The organism is Mitsuaria sp. PDC51 (genome assembly GCF_900113225.1).
Classification (GTDB): Bacteria; Pseudomonadota; Gammaproteobacteria; order Burkholderiales; family Burkholderiaceae_C; genus Roseateles.
In genome coordinates, this window is the sequence record NZ_FOZE01000002.1 from 1,046,817 (window position 1) to 1,065,548 (window position 18,732).

Genomic DNA, 18,732 nt, shown 5'->3' on the forward strand with positions numbered 1-18,732 from the left:
GGCGATTAGCGCGACTCGAGTCGATGCAGCACCGATCGGCGGGCGTCACAACGGCTTCAAGTCCTCGCCGACCACCCCCACCAGCAAGCCCTTGCCTTCGGGCGTCACGCGGAACTCGCCATACCGGGCGGGCTCCCAGCGCCGGGCCTCGCCCTCGCGGAAGAACCAGGCGTCGGACACGAAGGTCCAGCCGCCGCCCTTGGGCGTCAGCTCGAGCAACTGACTGCCGGCGGGTGGCGCCTCGCCCGGCGCGAGCAGGCGCGGCGAGTGCGCGATCCCGCGCGCATCGAGCATCACCGCGATCCGCGGCCGCTCGCCCCAGAGCAGCGGCACCTCGCGGTCGAGGCGGCTGCGCCAGTCGACACCCGGCAGCTCGTAGCTGAGCCGCATGAAATCGCCCTGCATCAGCGAACGCGGATCCACCGGCGCCAGCTTCACGAACACCGGCCGGCCCTCGGTGATCAGCCGCTCGCGACTCGCGATCGAGAGATTCACCACCACGAGCACCAGCACGCCCGCACCGACCAGGACCGCCGGCGCGCCGCGCATCGCCAGCACGGCGCGCGACGCCCCGGTCGTCGAACCTCCCGCGGTCGGATGCCAGGCCAGCCAGCGCGCCCAGGCGGCCAGCGCCACGCCGGCCACCACCAGCGCCAGCGCCTTGTGCGCCAACGGCAGGCGCCATTCGTAATACAGCGCGCCCAGCGCCCACACCGCCGCCACGCCAGCGAGCATGGCCAGGCGCCAGCGACGGGTCGAGACCATCAGCGCCAGCAGCAGCAGGATGCCGCCCAGCGCCGGCATCAGCGCGGCCAGCGCCGCCAGCACGACCAGCGGCGGCAGCAGGCGGATCGCGCCGGCCGGACGCCAGCGGCGCAGCAGCCAGAACGCGCCCGCGAGCGTCAGCAGCACCGCCAGCGCCCGGCTCGCTCCGATCAGCACCCGGTGCGACGGCGTCAGCACCTCCGCCATCCCCTGCATGAGCACGCCGCCCCCCATCGGCCCGGCCGCGACGAAGGACCAGCCGGCCGCGACCGCATGGATCGCCAGCACGCTGACCCACCAGCCGCCCAGCGCCGGCTCGAGCGCCGCCGCCGCGCCCGCCGTGCGCGCCTCCCGGCCCAAACGCCGCTGCAGCAGCATCAGCAGCAGCCCCTCGGCCAGCAGCAGCGCGGCCGCGGCGAGCGACAGCCCGCCCCCGCGCTCATACCAGTCACGCGGCGCGACGCCCTCCAGCGCCAGATGCCCCAGGAAGCCCGCCAGCATCGCCATGCCGATGCCCAGCAGCGACCGCAGCCATCCCTGCTTCAGCAGCGCGATCAGCCCGGCGCCGATGAGCAGCCCGACCCAGGCGGCATCGGCCCGGGACAGGTCGCGCACGAGCCCGTAGCCCAGGCAGGCCAGGCCGGTGGGCAGGAGTGGCACCGCGGCCTGCTCCAGGAACAGCGGCGTCGAGGGCTTGCGCAGCAGCACCACCGCCAGCGCGACCAGCGCGATGCCCTCGACATACGGCATCGGCCCCTGGTCCCAGTCGCCGCCGAACAGCGTCGCGAACAGCAGCAGGAACGGCGGCACCGCCAGCCAGGCGCCCAGCGCGGTCAGCAGCACGACCGGCCAGGGCCGCGGCGTCTGCGCCTCGGCGGCGGGCGCCAGGCCTTCGGCCCGTGCGCGTTCGATCCAGTCCTGGTCGCTCATGCCCGGACCTCCACGGCGCGCACGCGCCGCATGATCAGGCTCACGCTGACCGCCAGCAGGCCGCAGGCGACCAGGCCGATCAGGAACAGGCCGCCCAGGTCGCCCTTGGCGTCGTAGACCAAGCGGGTCAGCCCTGCCACCAGCAGCGTGTCCACCGCGAGCGCCAGCGCGCTGAGCGCATAGACCTCGGCGCGGCGCCAGGCCAGCACCAGCCCGATGCCCATCACACCCAGGCCGAGGAAATACTGCGGCGCGACATGCCGCGCGAAGAGCCCGCCCAGCGCGGTCGCCGAGACCGCGATCACCGAGGCCAGCACCGCCAGCCGCCAGGCCCAGGGCTGGGACGCCGCCGACGGCCGCAGCGCCAGCCCCGCGCACAGCGCGCCGTAGGCGACGAAGCCCAGCGCATGCACCGGCACCGTCGAGCCGTCGAAACGCCAGCCGTGCCCGCCGAAGGTTTCCATCCAGAGCCCGATCCCCGTGGCGACGACCAGCGCCCAGGGCGTCCACACCAGGTCCGAGCGCGCCGCCCACGCGATCGGCAGTCCGAACGCGGCCCACAGCGCGAACAGCTGGTAGGTGTCCGCGCCGGTCTGGTAGGTCTGGCCGAAGTAGGCCAGCAGGCCGCCCAGCGTCAGGAAGGCCACCAGCGCCAGCGGCGCCCGCCAGGCCGCCAGCAGCGCCGCCGCGACCAGGCTGACCGCCGTCACCGCCTCGAGCAGCCCGAAACGCATCGCGCGGCCGAAGTCGTCCCAGTTCGCCGCCACCCACAGGATCAGCCCGAAGCCGATCAACCCCGCCGCCAGCGCGCCCGCGCCCAGGCGCAGCGGCGTCCACAGGTCGCGTGGCGGATCATCGAGGCCGCTGAGCGCCCGCAAGCGGCGTGCGCTGCTCGCATCCAGGCCCTGGCGGGCCGTCCATTGGTACAACTGCTCGTGCAGACTCACAGGGTCCTCCCTCAGGATGCGACCGCCCGCAGGGATCGCTCGTGGTGTTCTTCGAGGGAGTCGATTCTTCCTTCCATCCTCCGTTCTTGCACTGGGAGTTCCACATGGGACAGATGATCGAATTCGACCGCCCCGACGGCGGACGCACCGCCGGCTACCTGGCCAGCGCCGGCGACGGCGCGCCGGGCATGATCCTCATCCAGGAGTGGTGGGGGCTCAAGCCCCACATCAAGGACATCGCCGAGCGCCTGGCCTCCGCCGGCATCACGACGCTCGCGCCCGACCTCTACCGCGGCCGCCTGGCCGCGGATGCCGACGAGGCCAGCCACATGATGAACGGCCTGGACTTCGCCGACGCCACGACGCAGGACCTGCAGGGCGCGCTGGACCACCTGCGCGAACACCTGGGCTGCGGCGAGGTCGGCGTGATGGGCTTCTGCATGGGCGGCGCGCTGACGATCGCGGCCGGCGTGCACGTCAAGGACCTGCAGGCGGCGGTCTGCTTCTACGGCATCCCGCCCACCGAGTTCGCCGATCCGGCGCAGATCGAGGCACCCTTCCTCGGCCACTTCGCGACGCGCGACGACTGGTGCACGCCGGAGAAGGTCGATGCGCTCGAGGCGCGCATGCAGGCCGCCGGCCGGCAGCCTGTCATCCACCGCTACGTCGCCGACCACGCGTTCTTCAACAAGACGCGCCCCGAGGTCTACGACGAGGCGGCGGCCGAACTGGCCTGGTCGCGCACGCTGGACTTCCTGAAGCGACACCTCGCCTGACCCGACGCCGTCCGCCGGGCCTCCGCCCTGGCGCCCGCCGGTCCCCTCACCTCACGCCATCGCCCATGCGCCGTCCTCTTCTTCTGGTTCGTCTGGTTCGCCCGGTCTCCCTCGCCGCCGCCGGTGCCCTGATCGCCGCGTCCGCCGCCGCGCAGACCACGCCGGCGTCCGGACCGGCGACGGCCACGGCGCGCGCCGTCTCGGAGACCGCCCCGCCGCCGCCCGATCCGCGCGTGGCGCCGATGCTCGCGGACATCTCCGCCGAGCGCATCGAGCAGACGATCCGCAAGCTCGCCGCCTTCGGCACGCGCCACACGGCGTCGGACACGACCAGCGACACGCGCGGCATCGGCGCCGCGCGACGCTGGATTGAGCGCCAGCTCAAGGACTGCGGCGAGAAGACCGGCGGGCGGCTGCAAGTCACGATGGACGCCTTCATCGAGCCGGCCGGCAATCGGCTGTCGGCGCCCACCGAGCTGGTGAACGTCGTGGCCACGCTGCCCGGCGCGTCGGCCGGCACGCCGCGCGAGCGGGTGCTGGTCGTCAGCGGCCATTACGACTCGCGCAACAGCGACGTCATGGATGCGCAGGGCGAGGCGCCGGGCGCCAACGACGACGCCTCCGGCACCGCGGCCGTCATGGAGATGGCCTGCGCCGCGGCGAAGCAGCGTTTCGACGCGACGCTCGTGTTCATGGCGGTGCCCGGCGAGGAGCAGGGCCTGCTCGGCGCGCGGCATTGGGCGCGGCGGGCCCGGGCGCAGGGCCTGAACGTCGAGGGCATGATCACCAACGACATCATCGGCAGCTCCCGCGGCGACAAGGGCGAGCACGATCCCAAGCGGCTGCGCCTGTTCGCGGATGGTTTCGATCCCTTGCTGCGCCTGCTGGTGAACGCGAACGCCAACAGCCCCGCCAACGAGGACGAGGTCAAGACCAACGCGGCGATTCGCGAGCAGCTGCAGCCGCTGGCGATGGCCGGCGGCGGCGAGGACCTGCCGACGCAGCAGTTCGGCCGCCACCTCAAGGCCGAGGGCGAGCGCTACCTGCCCGGCTTCCGCATCGACCTGATCCAGCGCCGGGACCGCTACCTGCGCGGCGGCGACCACCTGCCCTTCCTGGAGCGCGGCTACGCGGCGGTGCGTTTCTCCGAGCCCTTCGAGGATTTCCGCCACCAGCACCAGAACCTGCGTACCGAGCAGGGGGTGGTCTACGGCGACCTGCCGGAATTCGTCGACTTCGCCTACGTGGCCGATGTGGCGCGGATCAACCTCGCCGGCCTGGCGACCCTGGCCTGGGCGCCCGCGCCGGTCAAGAGCGCGCGCATCGACGCGCGCGAGCTGACCAACGACACGACGCTGCTGTGGACCGCCAGCACCGATCCGGAGCTGGCGGGTTACCGCGTCGTCTGGCGCCGCAGCGAGTCGCAGGCCTGGGAGGGCGCCAAGGACGTCGGCAAGGTCACGACGGTCACGCTGCCGCTGTCCAAGGACAACCTGATCTTCGGCGTGCAGGCGGTATCCCGATCCGGCCACGCGAGCCTGGCGAGTTATCCGCTGCCGCTGGCGCGCTGAGGCGTCGTTTCACGTCAGCCCTCCGGTCCGGCGGGCCGGGTGGGACAAGCCGCCTCCGCCCATCGACGGATCGTGGCGCGGAGCCGTCGTTCTGCCTGGGCATCCAGGTCCATGCGCTCCGTCAATCGCAACGCGTCTTCCGGCAGGACGTAACCCTGTGCCAGCAGCGCCATGCAGAACTCCCGGTCCTTGTCGCGCCCCGCGACCGCCTTGGCAAGGAACAGGTCCACGACACCCAGACAGTAGCCGACCCGATCGTTGGTATTGCCGTTCTGCACGCGGCGCACACGCGTCATCCAATCATCAGGAAGCACTGCCGTTTCCGGCCCGACGCCCTGGGCGTAGTAGCCGTAGGTATCGTGGAAGCGGGAGCCTTCACCGATCGCGCCATCGATCCGATCAGCCAATTGCGGCGCGCGCAATGGATAGATGTCCGCCTCCATGGAGACGGTGAAGACGGCATCGGGGTGGGCCTCGGTGCCGAGGATGGCCTGACTGCCCAGGATCACGAATTCGTATTGGTCCGTGATGTCGCCGCTGGCGCGGATGATGTGCTCGAGTTCCTGACGCTTCAAGATGTCTGTCCTGGCCCGTCCGGCGGAGTGCCGGAATCCGGGCCAAGCATGACGCCTGTCTTCAGTTGATTCACCTGCCTCAAGATGTGTTGTCGCACCTCATCCGGGAGGACCGTGACCAGCGGCGATGCCTGCCGCAACTGCTGCGCCCGGCGCGACACGCCAAGCACTTTGCGCCAGCTCCCGGCGCGCAGGATGTCCTGCCATTCCCGCCACAGCGGCGCCGATCTGGCATCCCCCGCCGCCAGCCAGCGCTCGACGGTGGCCTCGGCGCGATGCACGAGCGACGGATCGGCCTTGACTCGCCGCACCGCCTCTTCATGCAAGGCGAGGCTCTGCAGATCCTGAAGTCGATGTTGCGTCTCCCGGGCCGATACCAGCACGCGCACCACCGGCGCGTCGCGCCGCGATCTCGCAGCAGCCGAATCCGCCGGCGGCGGCTGCAACGAGTCGCCAGCCAGCAAGGCAAGTTCAGCGCTCACGCCCAAGACGGACATCACGCGCAGGTAGCTCCCGATGGAAGGCGCAGGATCGCCCGACTCCACCGCCCTCAGCGTGTTTCGAGTGATGCCGACTTTCGCAGCCATGTCCACTGTGCCCAGTCCCTGCGACTTGCGCAGACGGCGCAGTCGCTCACCAAGCTGCAACAGCAGCTGGCGATCCAGCACGGAAATGACGGAGGCGCTGCTCATGTGGTCAGCATATTAATCAAAAAGCTTCGTTTTGGTCATTTTGTTGACCAACGGCGCCTTTTCGGTTTTTGACTACCGGGCCCCGTGCCCGCCTCCGGCGACTACTTCAGCACGCCCTTCCCCAGCCACTGCGCCCAGATCTTCATCGTGACGCGCTGGTCGGAGAGCCCCGGATACTCGGCCATGGTCTTGCGCAGCGCCGTCTCGTCGGTGCCGCGCATGAAGACGACCTCGCCGACCGGGCCGTCCTCCAGCGAGTACCAGGCGCCGATGACGCCCTCGTCCAGTGCGCGCTGGAGGAACACCGGCACCGCGTCCCGGTCCTTCTCCTCCGCGCGGCTGAACAGCACGATGCGGTTCTCCTCGATGCCATTGGGATCGATGCCGGTGTGGTTCAGCGCCTGGTGGACCTTCGCCGGCTGCGCGTTGACCGTCATGTAGCCCTCGCGGACGTACTCGTCGGGCTGGAAGTAGCTCATCAGCACCTGGCGGTTGGGCGCCTGCACCACGACGATGCCGCGCTTGACCCGCGCCGGGTCGCGCATCGGGCCGGCCGCGAACAGCTTGCCGTCGGCGAAGAGCCGCTTGAAGTTCTCGAGGTGCCCGGCCTGCATCGCCGCGACCGCGGCCTTGTCCTCCGGCACCGGCCGGCCGGTCTCCAGGAAGATGAACCACTGCTGCTCGGCCGCCAGCGTCTGCGCGCGGCCGCGCGACGGCAGCGCCATCAGCGGCAACAGCGCCGGCATCGCGGTCGCCGCGGCGACCAGGGAACGTCGTTGCATCGGAGTCTCCTTGTCGTCGGCCGGCGAGCGACGGGTCGCCGGCTTCGGCGGACGACTCTACTCCCGCCCGCCGCCCGCGGCGCCCAGCACCTGCAACGACCGCAGCATCAGCCGGCCGCTGGCCACGTTGGTGGCGCAGGCAACGTCGTGCACGTCGCAGGCCCGGACCAGCGCGTTGATGTCGGGTTCATGCGGCTGCGGCGTCATCGGATCGCGCAGGAACACCACCGCGTCGATCTGCCCCACCGCCAGCCGCGCGCCGATCTGCAGGTCGCCGCCATGCGGACCGGACAGCATGCGCTCGACCACCAGGCCCACCTCGGCCGTCAGGCGCGCACCGGTCGTGCCGGTCGCGACCAGCTCGCAGCCGCCGAGGAAGTCGGCGAACTCGGTGGCGAGCATCACCATCTCGTCCTTCTTGCCGTCGTGGGCGATCAGGGCGATGCGCAGGCGCGCGGGAGCGGCGCTCGCCGCCGGCAGGTCGAGGGAGGTCGGTGCGGTCATGGCGCGATCGTAGGCCCGGCGCATGGGCCGCGAGTTACCGACGCGGTTCTTTCTGCGCCGCCGTCGCGGCCCGGGCCGCCGGCTCCTGCGCCGCGACGCCGGTCAGCGGCAGATTGCCGACCCCGCGGTTCATCGCATTGAGCAGGTCGCCGTTGTCCTGGCTCAGCTCCCAGGCGAAGACGCCCGCCAGGCCGAGCTCCCGCGCGAAGCGGCCCTTGGCCAGCACCGCCCGCGGATCGTCGTAGCCCATCCAGAGCTTCAGCTTCGGGTGGTACAGCGACCACGACTGCGTCACCGGGTCCCAGGCGGACTGGTAGCCCGCGCGGCCCTGGCCCTTCGCGTCGAGGATGCGCCCGGCGATCTCGCGATAGCCCTGCGCGCCTTCGGCGCCCGGATAGGCGCCGGTCTTGGCCGCGCCGGCCCGGGTCTGGCCGACACCGGTGAAGCCGCGGCCGTACATCGCCACGCCGGCCACCAGCTTGGAGCGCGGCACGCCCGCGGTCTCCAGGTTGCGCACCGCGCGCTCCAGGCTGTCGTCCGCCTGCGCCGACGAGGACCGCAGCGCGGTGTGATGGCCGGCCACCGGCGACCACATGCCGTAGAAGTCGTAGCTCATCATGAAGACGAGGTCGAGCGGCTTGGCGGCGTCCTTGAAATTGATCTTGCCGACGATCGAGTCCATCGGATTGACCGCCGTGGTCAACAGGTAGGGACGGCCGGTCTCGGCGGTCAGCACGTCCAGCGCCCGGCGCAGGTCGGCCATCAGCTCGGCGTAGGACTGGCCGTCGCGCGGGCTGCCGAGCTGCACGCCGTTGGCCGCGCCGTTGTTGCCGGGATGCTCCCAGTCGATGTCGATGCCGTCGAAGGACGGATGCTCGCGCAGGAAGCGCTGCGCCGAGGCCGCGAAGACGGCGCGCCGGGCAGGATCGCCCGCGAGATGGAAGATCGGATCCGAGCCGCCCCAGCCGCCGATCGAGGCGACGATCTTCAGGTGCGGCGCCCGCTGCTTGTAGCGCTGGAAGGCGGCATCGAAGCGCGCGTCGACCGGTCCGGTGCCGATCTCGAAGTCCTGCCTGCCCACGCACTTGGCGGCGTCCTTCTCCAACTGGCCGGGGCCGCACAGGCGCAGGAAGGCGTAGAGCACATGGGTCAGGTTCTGCGGCGGCACGCGCTCGATCAGCTCGACCGGCTCCCAGTTCGGGACATAGATTCCGACCACCTTGTTGCCGGTGCGCTCGAACGCCACCGGCTTGCCGCCGAAGAGCGGGTAGCCCGCGGCCTCGGCTGCGGCCTCGGGCGCGGTGCCGGCCGCCGCGCCGGGCGCGGGCGTGGCGGCGATGGCGGCCGAAGCGGCGATGGCGCCGAGCGAAGCAATCGCCGCGGTCAATGGGGTGGGCAGGTGGGACAGGACTCGAGCGGGCATGCGGGTCTCCAGTGGACGCCGGAGCTTAGCCGATCACCGCGAAAATCAACACCAGTCGAATACCAATTTCGCCAAAAAGCGCGGCTTGAAAAGACCGTTATGGAGCCACTTTCGTTACGGCGCGACATCCACCCGCAATTGCAGTTCCCGCAGCTTCTGGACCTCGGCGTCGCGCGTGCTGTAGACGTTGCGACTGGCGCTCGCCGTCACGCTGCCGGTGCGGGCGATGGTGACCCAGATCCCCAACGGCGCCTGGACGGTGCTGAGCACGTCGGTGCTGGGCCGCTGCTGGGCGTCGGGCAGCGAGGTCCCGTAGGCACCGCCGGATGGCATCTGCGCCTGGTCCGACGCCCGGACTTCGACGTTCACCGGATTGCGGCCGCCCGGCCAGCTGGGCCGCACGACGATGCCGCGCACCCGCTCGGCCAGCCCCTGGCGCGGCACGACCACCACGCGATCGCGCTCGCCCTGCTGGCGGTCCAGCGCGACGTCGACCCACTGGATCGGCGTCGACTCGGTCATCGTGAACGAGGCCTGCGCGCCGTTGAGCACCAGCAGGCGCGGGAAGAGCTGCTGGCGCTGCTCGCGGTTCTCGGTGGAGAGCGTCACGCCGCCGCGCGCCGAGACGCTGCCGCCGGTGCTCACGACGGTGCTGCCGTCGCGCACGCCGGCGACGGTGGCGCCGCTGAGCTCCGATTCGACCCAGCGCAGCTCGACCTGCAGGTTCTGCTTCGGGCCCTGCGCGCGGGCGGGCGCCATCAAGGCGGCGCTGGCGCCGAGCAGCGCGGCGGGGAGCGCGACGCGAGACGCGGCGGAAAGGACGAAGCGGCGTGTCGGGTTCATCGCGGCAGCATACGCCGTCGGCCGTCGCGGCCGGGGCCCCCCTGCGGCGCGGCCCGGTCTCCGCGAGGGCTCAGCGGTTGAGCGCGCGGCAGCGCTCGATGTCGCAGGCGGTGGGCAGCGCCGAGCGGTACTCGACGACGCTGCCCCAGGCCTTCGGGTCGCGCAGCGCGCAGCGTTCGCCCTTGCCGTTGTCGTAGTAGGACATCGTGTCGACGCAGCGTTTCGAATGCGCCATCAGGCCGAGGAAGTGCCCCATCTCGTGCGACAGCACCATCTGCAGCGTCTGCGCCGCCGGGTGTCTGGGGTTGCGCTCGCGCAGCAGCGCGAACAGCGCCGGCCCGATCGACAGGCTGCGCGCGCCCACGTTGGCCAACGCGAACTGGCCGCGGCTGCCGACGTCGCTCCACAGGATCTGGATGGCGTCCTCGGGCGGCGCCTGGCCGCGCGGCACCGCGATGACGGCGAGCTTGAGCCCGCAAGCGGACCAGGCCTGGGCCGAGCGCGTCACGAGCGCCATCACCTGCGCCTCGCTGAACCATGGCGGCGCGTTGTCGTGCCGATAGGCGAAGCGCAGCGCGCGCGAGGCGATCGGGTGATCGCGCCCATCGCCCCAGGTCTGAAGCTCGCCGGGGCGGCATTCCGCGATTTCCTGGTCGCGCACCGAGGGTGCGGCCGGCGTCTTGCCGGTGTCCGGCGGCACGAACTGGGCGAGCGCCGTGGACGAGGCCAGCACGAGCGCGGCGGCGACACGCGCAGCCGCCGCGGCCGCGGCAGTCATGCGGCGCGCAGCGCGCCGCGCATCCGCGGCCACAGCAGGTTCACCGCCAGGCCGCTCATCACCAGCGCCGCGGCCATCAACTTCCAGGGCGGCAGGCCTTCGCCCAGCAGCAGCGCGGAGCAGCTCATGCCGAAGACCGGGACCAGCAGCGCCATCGGGACGATGGTCGCGGCGGGATGGCGCGAAAGCAGCCAGCTCCAGGCGCCGTAGCCGAACAGCGTGTTCCCGACCGCCTGCCAGAGCACGGCGGCCCAGGCGCCGAGGCCGGCGTGCTGGAGCGCCTCGCCCATGCGGGCCGGGCCTTCGACGACGAAGGAGAGCGCGAACAGCGGCGGCGCGGCGAAGGCGCTGCTCCAGACCACGTAGGCGAGCATGTTCACGGAGCCGGCGCGCTTGCCGACGATGTTGCCGCTGGACCAGCTGAAGGCCGCCAGCAGCACCATCGCCAGGCCGAGCACGGTGGTGGTGCCGTCGGTGTGCGACGCGATGACGCCGATGCCGGCCGCGGCCATGGCCAGCGCGAGCCACTGGAAGCCCTGGACGCGTTCGCCGCTCAGGCGCATGGCCAGCAGCAGGGTGAAGAAGACCTGGGTCTGGATGACCAGCGAGGCGAGCCCGGGCGAGATCTGCGAGCGCATCGCCAGGTAGAGCAGGCCGAACTGCCCGACGCCGACCAAGGCGCCATACGCGGCGAGGTTGCGCCAGCCCACCTTGGGCCGCGGCAGGAAAAGGATGGCCGGCAAGGTTGCCAGCGTGAATCGCAGCGCCGCGAACAGCAGCGGCGGGAACGCGTTCAGGCCCCAGCGGATCACGACGAAGTTGCTTCCCCAGATGGCGACCACGGTCAGCGCGAGCAGGAAATGGCGGAGCGGGAGCGTCATGGCGGCCAGGGCGAGCGGGGGGACCGCCGACTATGCCAGCGGGCCCCCGCGGCGGCCCGGTACAGGGACTTGCGATGCCGACCGGTACAGCGGACGTTGCCGGCGCCTGACGAGTTTCAGCCACTTAATATTGACCAGCGCCGGGCTCGAATGCCCGACCGACTTGTTTTCACCGGGCCGCAGCGAGCATGCGGAGGAATTCCCACTGATTTCAGTTAACAGATATCCATGATGGAATTTCCCCTAGTTCCAGCGATATCCATCGGCATTTAGCGTTGCTCCGCGACTCGAGAAATACGAAGGGGTCGCTCCTGGCGCCGCCATCCCGGCGGCCTTCAATATCGACAGGATTCATAGGAGAACGCATATGTTGACGATGGAACTCTCCCAAGCCGGATTCCGCGAACTGTCTGCGGAGGAAATCGACAGCGTGGCCGGCGGCTGGGACACGCAAGCCGCCGTCCAAGGGGCCTGGGCCGGTGCGGTCGGGACCGGCATCGCCGGGGGAATCACCGGCGCGGTGCTGGGCCCCGGCGCGGCATTTGGTTTCGGCGTCGGGTTCATCGCGGGCGGCATCGGCGGCTTCATCGGCGGCGGGCTGTTCAGCGGCGGCCTCAGCTCCGAGCGCCAAATCTCCCACGCGCAGCAGTGAAGCGCTTCCTGGCCGACAAGCCAGTTTCCGCGACGACGCTGTCGCCGCGTTGGCTGGTCAGGTCGGTGAGCCTGATCGCCATCCTCCAACCGGTCGTCCAACGCGGTTTGTTCGGAGATTGGCCCACGCTGCCTTCCTGGGCGCTGACGGTTTTCTGCACGGCCCTCTTGCTCAGCCTGATCGCCTGGACGGCAGGCGGGTTTGAGAAACGTGGCTAGAAACTAACCGGCGGTCGTCGAGTATTCGACGACCGCATTCCCATTCACCGAAAGTAAAGTGGATAGATATGCCGGAAGTTTCTCCGCCGTCGCTCATCCCTTCGGTTTCAAATGCCCGAGCGGTAATGCGCCGCCGGCCTTTACTTCACCGAGCGAGAAACTCGTGTGGATATCTTTCACGTTCGGCAGGTTCAGCAGCGTGTCGATCGAGAACCGGCTGAACGCATCCAGGTCGGTCGCCATGACCTCGAGCTCGAAGGTGCCCGCGCCGCTGATGTAGTGGCAGGCGATCACCTCCGGCAGCTGCCGGATCGCCTCCTCCAGCTCCTTCGTCGCGGCGCCGTTGTTGCGGTCCGCGTCCACCCGCACGAACGCGAGCACGCCCAGGCCCAGCCGGCGGCGGTCGATCTCCGCGCGGTAGCCGGTGATGAAGCCCTGCTCCTCCAGCCACCGCACCCGCCGCCACGTCGGCGCCGGCGACAACCCGATGCGCGCCGCCAATTCGGCGTTGGACAACCGCGCCTCGCGCTGCAGTTCGGCCAAGATCGCCACGTGATACCGGTCGAGTTCCCCGTTCGGCGCCCCGCCATTCAATCCATTCGACCCACCGATCGACCCACCGATCGACCCGCCCGGCCCCACCCCGTCCGCGGCGTCGTCGCCGCCCGGCGACCCTGCCGGCACCCTCATGGTTTTCCCTGATGCGCCATTTTTCGATGCCATACGAACTCCTTGAACCGGTTCGGGAAAGATTCTTGCTCAAACAGCCCGCGACGGCGGAGAACTAGCAAACACTCGCCGGGCATTGTTTTCTACACTGTTCGCTGCGTTTTCCGCGCGCGCCCATACTGGCGACGCGTCGGCAGCCACGGCACACGGCCCCGCCACAAGCGGGGACCGGAGGTCAGCCACCCATCAGGAGACTCCCCGCATGAACGCCCCCTTGCCCGAACACATCCTGCGCGCCCTGGAGAAGGTCACGCTGGATGACAAATACGCACTCGACGAGGGCCGCGCCTTCATGAGCGGCGTCCAGGCGCTGGTCCGCCTGCCGATGCTGCAACGCACCCGCGACGCCATCGCCGGCCTGAACACCGCCGGCTTCATCTCCGGCTACCGCGGCTCCCCGCTGGGCGGCTACGACCAGGCCCTGATGGCCGCCAAGAAGCACCTGGCCAAGCAGAACATCGTCTTCCAGCCCGGCGTCAACGAGGAACTCGGCGCCACCGCCGTCTGGGGCACCCAGCAGATGGCGCTGTTCCCCGAGAAGGCCAAATTCGATGGCGTCTTCGGCATGTGGTACGGCAAGGGCCCCGGCGTCGACCGCTGCATCGACGTCTTCAAGCACGCCAACATGGCCGGCACCAGCAAGCATGGCGGCGTGATCGCGATCGCCGGCGACGACCACATCGCCAAGAGCTCCACCGCCGCCCACCAGAGCGACCACGTCTTCAAGGCGGTCGGCTTCCCGGTCTTCTTCCCGTCGAGCGTCCAGGACATCCTCGACATGGGCCTGCACGCCTTCGCGATGAGCCGCTTCTCGGGCCTGTGGTCCGGGCTCAAGACGATCCAGGAGATCGTCGAGTCCTCCAGCAGCGTCTCCATCGATCCCGACCGCGTCGACATCGTGCTGCCCACCGACTTCCAGATGCCCCCGGGCGGCCTGCACATCCGCTGGCCCGATCCGCCGCTGGACCAGGAAGCCCGGATGATGGACTTCAAGTGGTACGCCGCCCTCGCCTACGTCCGCGCGAACAAGCTCAACCACAACGTCATCAGCACGCCCAACGACCGCATCGGCCTGATCGCCTCCGGCAAGGCCTGGAACGACACCCGCCAGGCGCTGCACGACCTGGGCCTGGACGACGACAGCTGCCGCCGCCTTGGCATCCGGCTGCACAAGGTCAACGTCGTGTGGCCGCTGGAAGCCACCATCACCCGCGACTTCGCCACCGGGCTGCAGGAAATCCTCGTCATCGAGGAGAAGCGCCAGATGATCGAGTACCAGCTCAAGGAAGAGCTGTACAACTGGCGCCCCGACGTCCGCCCGAACGTGCTGGGCAAGTTCGACGAGTCCGACGGCGACCGCAGCGGCGGCGAATGGAGCCAGCCCAACCCCAGCAGCAACTGGCTGCTGCGCCCGCAGGCGGACCTGACGCCGGCCATCATCGCCCGCGCCATCGCCAAGCGCCTGAAGAAGCTGGGCGTGGACGCCGACACGGCCGCGCGCCTGGACTCGCGCGTCGCGCTGATCGACGCCAAGGAGCAGTCGCTCAAGAGCGAGGAGAAGACCGCCGGCGGCGCCGACCGCACGCCCTGGTTCTGCTCCGGCTGCCCGCACAACACCAGCACTCGCGTGCCGGACGGCTCGCGCGCCGTCGGCGGCATCGGCTGCCACTACATGGTCACCTGGATGCCGGGCCGCAACACCGCGACCTTCACCCAGATGGGCGGCGAAGGCGTGCCCTGGGTGGGCCAGGCGCCGTTCACCGACGAGAAGCACATCTTCAGCAACCTCGGCGACGGGACCTACTTCCACAGCGGCATCCTGGCGATCCGCCAGTCCATCGCCGCCGGCGTGAACATCACCTACAAGGTGCTCTACAACGACGCCGTCGCGATGACCGGCGGCCAGCAGGTCGGCGAGCGCCCCGAGGGCCACAGCGTCACGCAGATCATGAACAGCCTGATCAGCGAAGGCGTCGCCAAGCTGGTCATCGTCACCGACGAGCCGGAGAAGTACGACGGCAAGCCGCTCGCGGCCGGCGTGACCGTGCATCACCGCGACGAGCTCGACGCCATCCAGCGCCAGTTCCGCGAGATCCCCGGCACCACGGTCATCATCTACGACCAGACCTGCGCCACCGAGAAGCGCCGCCGCCGCAAGCGCGGCAAGCTGGTCGACCCGGCCAAGCGCACCGTCATCAACGAGTTGGTCTGCGAGGGCTGCGGCGACTGCTCGGTGCAGTCGAACTGCCTGTCGGTCGAGCCGCTCGAGACCGAGTTCGGCCGCAAGCGCCAGATCAACCAGAACACCTGCAACAAGGACTTCAGCTGCGTGAAGGGCTTCTGCCCGAGCTTCGTCACCATCGAGGGCGGCGAGCTCAAGAAGCCGAAGAAGGACAAGCGCGTCAGCCCCTTCGACGCCTCGCTGCCGACGATCCCGCAGCCGCTGGTGCCCAACCCGGTCGAGGCCTGGGGCATCGTCGTGGCCGGCGTCGGCGGCACGGGCGTGATCACGATCGGCCAGCTGCTGGGCATGGCCGCCCACCTGGAGGGCAAGGGCGTCGTCACGCAGGACGCCGCCGGCCTGGCGCAGAAGGGCGGCGCGACCTGGAGCCACATCCAGATCGCCAACTCGCCGGACGCGATCTACTGCACCAAGGTCGGCACCGCCGAGGCGGACCTGGTCATCGCCTGCGATTCCATCGTCGCCGCCAACAAGACGACGCTGGCCGTGATGCGCGAGGGCCGCAGCTTCGTCGCGCTGAACACCCACGGCTCGCCCACCGCCACGCTGGTCAACAACGCGGACTGGTCCTTCCCCGGCGCGGCCTGCGAGGCCGCGGTGCAGAAGGCCGTCGGCGCGTCGCATCTGGGCATGTTCGACGCGGAAGAGGTCGCGGTGAAACTGCTGGGCGACTCGCTCTACACCAACCCGCTGATGCTGGGCTATGCGTGGCAGAAGGGCCGCGTGCCGCTGAGCCACGCCGCGCTGATGCGCGCCATCGAGCTCAACGGCGTGCAGGTCGACAACAACAAGGCCGCCTTCGAATGGGGCCGCCGCTGCGCCCATGACCTGGCCGCGGTGCAGTCGCTGTTCGCGGCGCAGCAGGTGATCAACTTCGTCAAGCGCCAGGGCGTCGACGAGTTGATCGCCAAGCGCGTCGAGTTCCTGACCGACTACCAGAACGCCGCCTACGCCGAGCAGTACCGCGCCTTCGTCGAGAAGGTCCGCCAGGCGGAGCAGCCGGTGGGCGGCACGCGGTTGACCGAGGCCGTCGCGCGCTATCTCTTCAAGCTGATGGCCTACAAGGACGAGTACGAGGTCGCCCGCCTGCACACGGACACCAAGTTCCTGGACAAGATCCAGGCCCAGTTCGAGGGCGACTTCAAGGTCGTGCACCACCTCGCGCCGCCGATGCTCGCCAAGAAGAACGAGAAGGGCGAGCTGCAGAAGCGCGCCTTCGGCGGCTGGGTGCGTCCGGCGATGGGCGTGCTGGCGAAGATGAAGGGCCTGCGCGGCACCGCCTTCGATCCGTTCGGTCACACCGAGGAACGCAAGATGGAGCGCCAGCTGATCGCCGACTACCGCGCCACGATCGAGGCCATCCTGGCCAAGGGCCTGACCGCCGAGCGCCTGCCGGTGGCCGTCGACCTGGCCCGTATCCCGGAGGACATCCGCGGCTACGGCCACGTCAAGGAACGCCACGTCAAGGCCGCGCGCCTGAAGTGGGAGCAGCTGAAGCAGCAGTGGCAGAACGCGGCGTGATCCGCCGAGCCTGAGCGGCGGACCACCCGGTCCGCCCGACCACCGACACGGCCCGCCCGGGGGAGACCCCGGCGGGCCGTGTGTCTTTTGTCACCCTGGGCGCAAGGCGACGCCCCCGGAAGGGGGAGGTGCGTCTTTTTCGATGGCCCGCATCGATAGACTCGCACCCCTCGGCCCGCCAGAGGCCGTGCATCCGTCCGTTTCGAGGGAGTCCCCATGCTTGCCACCACCCCCGCCCGCGCCTTGCGGGCCTTCGCCGCCGCCCTGCTGGGCGCGCTGTCCCTGGTCACCGCGCCGGTCTGGGCGCAGGCCGGCGAGAACGAATTCGCCAAGGTCATCGCCGCCGCGCAGAACGACATCGTCAAGGGCCCGCAGGACATCAAGCTGTCCACCCAGGCCGTGCTGCACCTGCCCGAGGGCAAGGTCTACGTGCCGCAACCGCATGCGGCCAAGCTGATGCACGCGATGGGCAACCCGGGCGATTACAGCGACCTGGAGGGCGTGGTGTTCCCGCGCGGCGACGGCGAGTGGTTCGCGACGCTGCGCTTCGAGAAGTCGGGCTACATCAAGGACGACGACGCCAAGCACTGGGACGCCGCCGACATGCTCAAGAGCTTCAAGGAAGGCACCGAGGCCAGCAACGGCGAGCGCAAGAAGATGGGCGGCCGCGCGCTGGAGATCACCGGCTGGGCGCAGGAGCCGACCTACGCGGCCGACACCCACCGGCTGGTGTGGGCGATGAAGTCGCGCGAGGTGGGCGCGCCGGCCGACGAGCCGCTGGGCGTCAACTACAACACCTACGCGCTGGGCCGCGAGGGCTACATGTCGCTCAACCTGGTCACCGGCCTGAACGACCTGCCCAAGTACCAGGGCGATGCGCAGCAGCTGCTGGGCGCGCTGGAGTTCAACGACGGCAAGCGCTACGCCGATTTCAACGCCAGCACCGACCACGTGGCCGAGTACGGCCTGGCCGCGCTGGTGCTGGGTGTCGGTGCGAAGAAGCTGGGCCTGCTGGCGGTGATCGGCGCGTTCTTCCTGAAGTTCGCCAAGGTCATCCTGCTGGCGGGCGTGGCCTTCGGCGGCGCGATCCTGAAGCTGTTCGGCCGCAAGAAGTCCGAAACCGCGGAGTCCTGAGGCGATGACCAAGCTGCTGTTGCTGCTGCTGTCGGGCGCCAAGCTGAGCAAGCTGCTGCTCAGCGGCGGCACGATGCTGCTGTCGGTGCTGCTCTACGCCTGGGTCTACGGCTGGCGCTACGCGGTGGGTTTCGTCGCGCTGATGTTCGTGCACGAGATGGGCCACTTCATCGCCGCGCGCCAGAAGGGCCTGGACGTCGGGCTGCCGACCTTCATTCCCTTTGTCGGCGCCTGGGTCGAGCTCAAGCACATGCCCCACGACGCGCAGACCGAGGCCTACATCGGCCTGGGCGGGCCGCTGCTGGGCACTGTCGGCGCCACCGTCTGCTACCTGCTGGCGCGGAGCTGGAACCTGGACTGGCTGCTGGCGGTCTCGTATGCCGGCTTCTTCCTGAACCTGTTCAACCTGATCCCGCTGTCGCCCTTCGACGGCGGCCGGATCACCGCGGTGCTGTCGCCGCGGATCTGGTTCGCCGGCGTGCCGGTGCTGGTCGGGCTGTTCCTGTACCGGCCCAGCCCGATGCTGCTGCTGATCGCGCTGATGGCGGGCCCGCAGCTGGTCAAGGCCTGGAAGTACCGCAGCGACAGCGACGAGGCGCTCACCTACTACGCGGTCCCGTCGCGCGTGAAGTGGGAGTACGCCGCCTACTACATCGGCCTGGCGGCCTTCCTCGCGGTGATGACGCACGACGTCCACGAGATGCTGGGCGCCGCGCGGCACCTGGGTGGAAGCGCCTGACGACGCGTCCGCTCGGACGGCTCGGTCCGG

18 protein-coding genes are annotated in these 18,732 nt (G+C 70.0%); 7 read left to right on the plus strand and 11 right to left on the minus strand.

Annotated elements, in window-relative coordinates:
* Window positions 1–45 precede the first annotated feature (45 nt).
* Window positions 46–1,695: a GDYXXLXY domain-containing protein gene (locus BM393_RS16000; RefSeq protein WP_091728242.1), complete on the minus strand. Its 1,650-nt coding sequence runs from the start codon at window positions 1,693–1,695 to the stop codon at window positions 46–48.
* Window positions 1,692–2,642 carry a DUF2157 domain-containing protein gene (locus tag BM393_RS16005; RefSeq protein WP_175538363.1) on the minus strand — a complete coding sequence of 317 codons (951 nt, stop codon included), beginning with the start codon at window positions 2,640–2,642 and terminating at the stop codon, window positions 1,692–1,694. Before BM393_RS16005 ends, BM393_RS16000 begins: the two co-directional genes overlap by 4 nt.
* 104 nt (window positions 2,643–2,746) lie before the next feature.
* On the opposite strand from BM393_RS16005, the gene BM393_RS16010 reads away from it, so the two are divergent.
* Together BM393_RS16010 and BM393_RS16015 are read left to right on the plus strand one after the other, a co-directional pair.
* Window positions 2,747–3,418 carry a dienelactone hydrolase family protein gene (locus BM393_RS16010; protein WP_091731663.1) on the plus strand — a complete coding sequence of 224 codons (672 nt, stop codon included), beginning with the start codon at window positions 2,747–2,749 and terminating at the stop codon, window positions 3,416–3,418.
* 65 nt (window positions 3,419–3,483) lie between these two features.
* Window positions 3,484–4,989, plus strand: coding sequence for a M28 family peptidase (locus BM393_RS16015; RefSeq protein ID WP_091728248.1), 1,506 nt, complete (start codon window positions 3,484–3,486; stop codon window positions 4,987–4,989).
* Window positions 4,990–5,003: 14 nt separating this feature from the next.
* On the opposite strand, the gene BM393_RS16020 is transcribed toward BM393_RS16015, so the two are convergent.
* The 8 genes from BM393_RS16020 to BM393_RS16055 all read right to left on the minus strand — a co-directional run bounded on the left by BM393_RS16020 (window position 5,004) and on the right by BM393_RS16055 (window position 11,467).
* Window positions 5,004–5,564 (minus strand): DUF6036 family nucleotidyltransferase, encoded by a 561-nt coding sequence (locus BM393_RS16020; protein ID WP_091728250.1) that lies wholly within the window; start codon window positions 5,562–5,564, stop codon window positions 5,004–5,006.
* The gene (locus BM393_RS16025; protein ID WP_091728253.1) at window positions 5,561–6,256 is read right to left on the minus strand and encodes a helix-turn-helix transcriptional regulator; all 696 of its coding nucleotides are present in this window, start codon (window positions 6,254–6,256) and stop codon (window positions 5,561–5,563) included. The genes BM393_RS16020 and BM393_RS16025 overlap by 4 nt, the downstream gene beginning before the upstream one ends.
* 101 nt (window positions 6,257–6,357) lie before the next feature.
* The gene (locus tag BM393_RS16030) at window positions 6,358–7,038 is read right to left on the minus strand and encodes a YciI family protein (RefSeq protein ID WP_091728256.1); all 681 of its coding nucleotides are present in this window, start codon (window positions 7,036–7,038) and stop codon (window positions 6,358–6,360) included.
* A 57-nt stretch (window positions 7,039–7,095) separates the two neighbouring features.
* Window positions 7,096–7,542, minus strand: a complete 447-nt coding sequence (locus BM393_RS16035; RefSeq protein WP_147242320.1) for a methylglyoxal synthase — start codon at window positions 7,540–7,542, stop codon at window positions 7,096–7,098.
* 34 nt (window positions 7,543–7,576) lie between these two features.
* Window positions 7,577–8,965, minus strand: coding sequence for a glycoside hydrolase family 18 protein (locus BM393_RS16040; RefSeq protein WP_091728262.1), 1,389 nt, complete (start codon window positions 8,963–8,965; stop codon window positions 7,577–7,579).
* Between the two features lie 114 nt (window positions 8,966–9,079).
* Window positions 9,080–9,808 carry a hypothetical protein gene (locus BM393_RS16045; protein ID WP_091728265.1) on the minus strand — a complete coding sequence of 243 codons (729 nt, stop codon included), beginning with the start codon at window positions 9,806–9,808 and terminating at the stop codon, window positions 9,080–9,082.
* Between the two features lie 70 nt (window positions 9,809–9,878).
* On the minus strand, window positions 9,879–10,586 hold the full coding sequence (locus tag BM393_RS16050) for a hypothetical protein (RefSeq protein WP_141225355.1): 708 nt from the start codon (window positions 10,584–10,586) through the stop codon (window positions 9,879–9,881).
* Complete coding sequence (locus BM393_RS16055) at window positions 10,583–11,467, minus strand: EamA family transporter (RefSeq protein ID WP_091728273.1); 885 nt, start codon at window positions 11,465–11,467, stop codon at window positions 10,583–10,585. Before BM393_RS16055 ends, BM393_RS16050 begins: the two co-directional genes overlap by 4 nt.
* Window positions 11,468–11,834: 367 nt before the next feature.
* Here BM393_RS16055 and BM393_RS16060 point away from each other — a divergent pair, with 367 nt between their 5' ends.
* Window positions 11,835–12,119 carry a hypothetical protein gene (locus BM393_RS16060; protein WP_091728276.1) on the plus strand — a complete coding sequence of 95 codons (285 nt, stop codon included), beginning with the start codon at window positions 11,835–11,837 and terminating at the stop codon, window positions 12,117–12,119.
* Complete coding sequence (locus tag BM393_RS16065; RefSeq protein ID WP_091728280.1) at window positions 12,116–12,337, plus strand: hypothetical protein; 222 nt, start codon at window positions 12,116–12,118, stop codon at window positions 12,335–12,337. Before BM393_RS16060 ends, BM393_RS16065 begins: the two co-directional genes overlap by 4 nt.
* Window positions 12,338–12,430: 93 nt before the next feature.
* Here the strand turns inward: BM393_RS16065 and BM393_RS16070 are convergent, their stop codons facing one another.
* Window positions 12,431–12,961: an Lrp/AsnC family transcriptional regulator gene (locus tag BM393_RS16070; RefSeq protein ID WP_254783520.1), complete on the minus strand. Its 531-nt coding sequence runs from the start codon at window positions 12,959–12,961 to the stop codon at window positions 12,431–12,433.
* 307 nt (window positions 12,962–13,268) lie between these two features.
* Between BM393_RS16070 and BM393_RS16075 the strand changes: the two genes are divergently transcribed.
* From BM393_RS16075 to BM393_RS16085, 3 genes are all read left to right on the plus strand, one after another.
* A complete protein-coding gene (locus BM393_RS16075) occupies window positions 13,269–16,829 on the plus strand; it encodes an indolepyruvate ferredoxin oxidoreductase family protein (protein ID WP_091728288.1) in 3,561 nt (1,186 codons plus the stop codon).
* 216 nt (window positions 16,830–17,045) lie between these two features.
* On the plus strand, window positions 17,046–17,963 hold the full coding sequence (locus BM393_RS16080) for a DUF2167 domain-containing protein (RefSeq protein ID WP_091728291.1): 918 nt from the start codon (window positions 17,046–17,048) through the stop codon (window positions 17,961–17,963).
* Between the two features lie 4 nt (window positions 17,964–17,967).
* On the plus strand, window positions 17,968–18,702 hold the full coding sequence (locus tag BM393_RS16085) for a site-2 protease family protein (protein WP_091728295.1): 735 nt from the start codon (window positions 17,968–17,970) through the stop codon (window positions 18,700–18,702).
* Window positions 18,703–18,732 lie beyond the last annotated feature (30 nt).

Coding starts and splice junctions, on each gene's coding strand:
- BM393_RS16045 (WP_091728265.1), bottom strand. CDS start 9,808: ATGAACCCGACACGCCGCTTCGTCCTTTCCGCCGCGTCTCGCGTCGCG.
- BM393_RS16030 (WP_091728256.1), bottom strand. CDS start 7,038: ATGCAACGACGTTCCCTGGTCGCCGCGGCGACCGCGATGCCGGCGCTG.
- BM393_RS16050 (WP_141225355.1), bottom strand. CDS start 10,586: ATGACTGCCGCGGCCGCGGCGGCTGCGCGTGTCGCCGCCGCGCTCGTG.
- BM393_RS16080 (WP_091728291.1), top strand. CDS start 17,046: ATGCTTGCCACCACCCCCGCCCGCGCCTTGCGGGCCTTCGCCGCCGCC.
- BM393_RS16010 (WP_091731663.1), top strand. CDS start 2,747: ATGGGACAGATGATCGAATTCGACCGCCCCGACGGCGGACGCACCGCC.
- BM393_RS16025 (WP_091728253.1), bottom strand. CDS start 6,256: ATGAGCAGCGCCTCCGTCATTTCCGTGCTGGATCGCCAGCTGCTGTTG.
- BM393_RS16035 (WP_147242320.1), bottom strand. CDS start 7,542: ATGACCGCACCGACCTCCCTCGACCTGCCGGCGGCGAGCGCCGCTCCC.
- BM393_RS16055 (WP_091728273.1), bottom strand. CDS start 11,467: ATGACGCTCCCGCTCCGCCATTTCCTGCTCGCGCTGACCGTGGTCGCC.
- BM393_RS16060 (WP_091728276.1), top strand. CDS start 11,835: ATGTTGACGATGGAACTCTCCCAAGCCGGATTCCGCGAACTGTCTGCG.
- BM393_RS16040 (WP_091728262.1), bottom strand. CDS start 8,965: ATGCCCGCTCGAGTCCTGTCCCACCTGCCCACCCCATTGACCGCGGCG.
- BM393_RS16085 (WP_091728295.1), top strand. CDS start 17,968: ATGACCAAGCTGCTGTTGCTGCTGCTGTCGGGCGCCAAGCTGAGCAAG.
- BM393_RS16000 (WP_091728242.1), bottom strand. CDS start 1,695: ATGAGCGACCAGGACTGGATCGAACGCGCACGGGCCGAAGGCCTGGCG.
- BM393_RS16015 (WP_091728248.1), top strand. CDS start 3,484: ATGCGCCGTCCTCTTCTTCTGGTTCGTCTGGTTCGCCCGGTCTCCCTC.
- BM393_RS16075 (WP_091728288.1), top strand. CDS start 13,269: ATGAACGCCCCCTTGCCCGAACACATCCTGCGCGCCCTGGAGAAGGTC.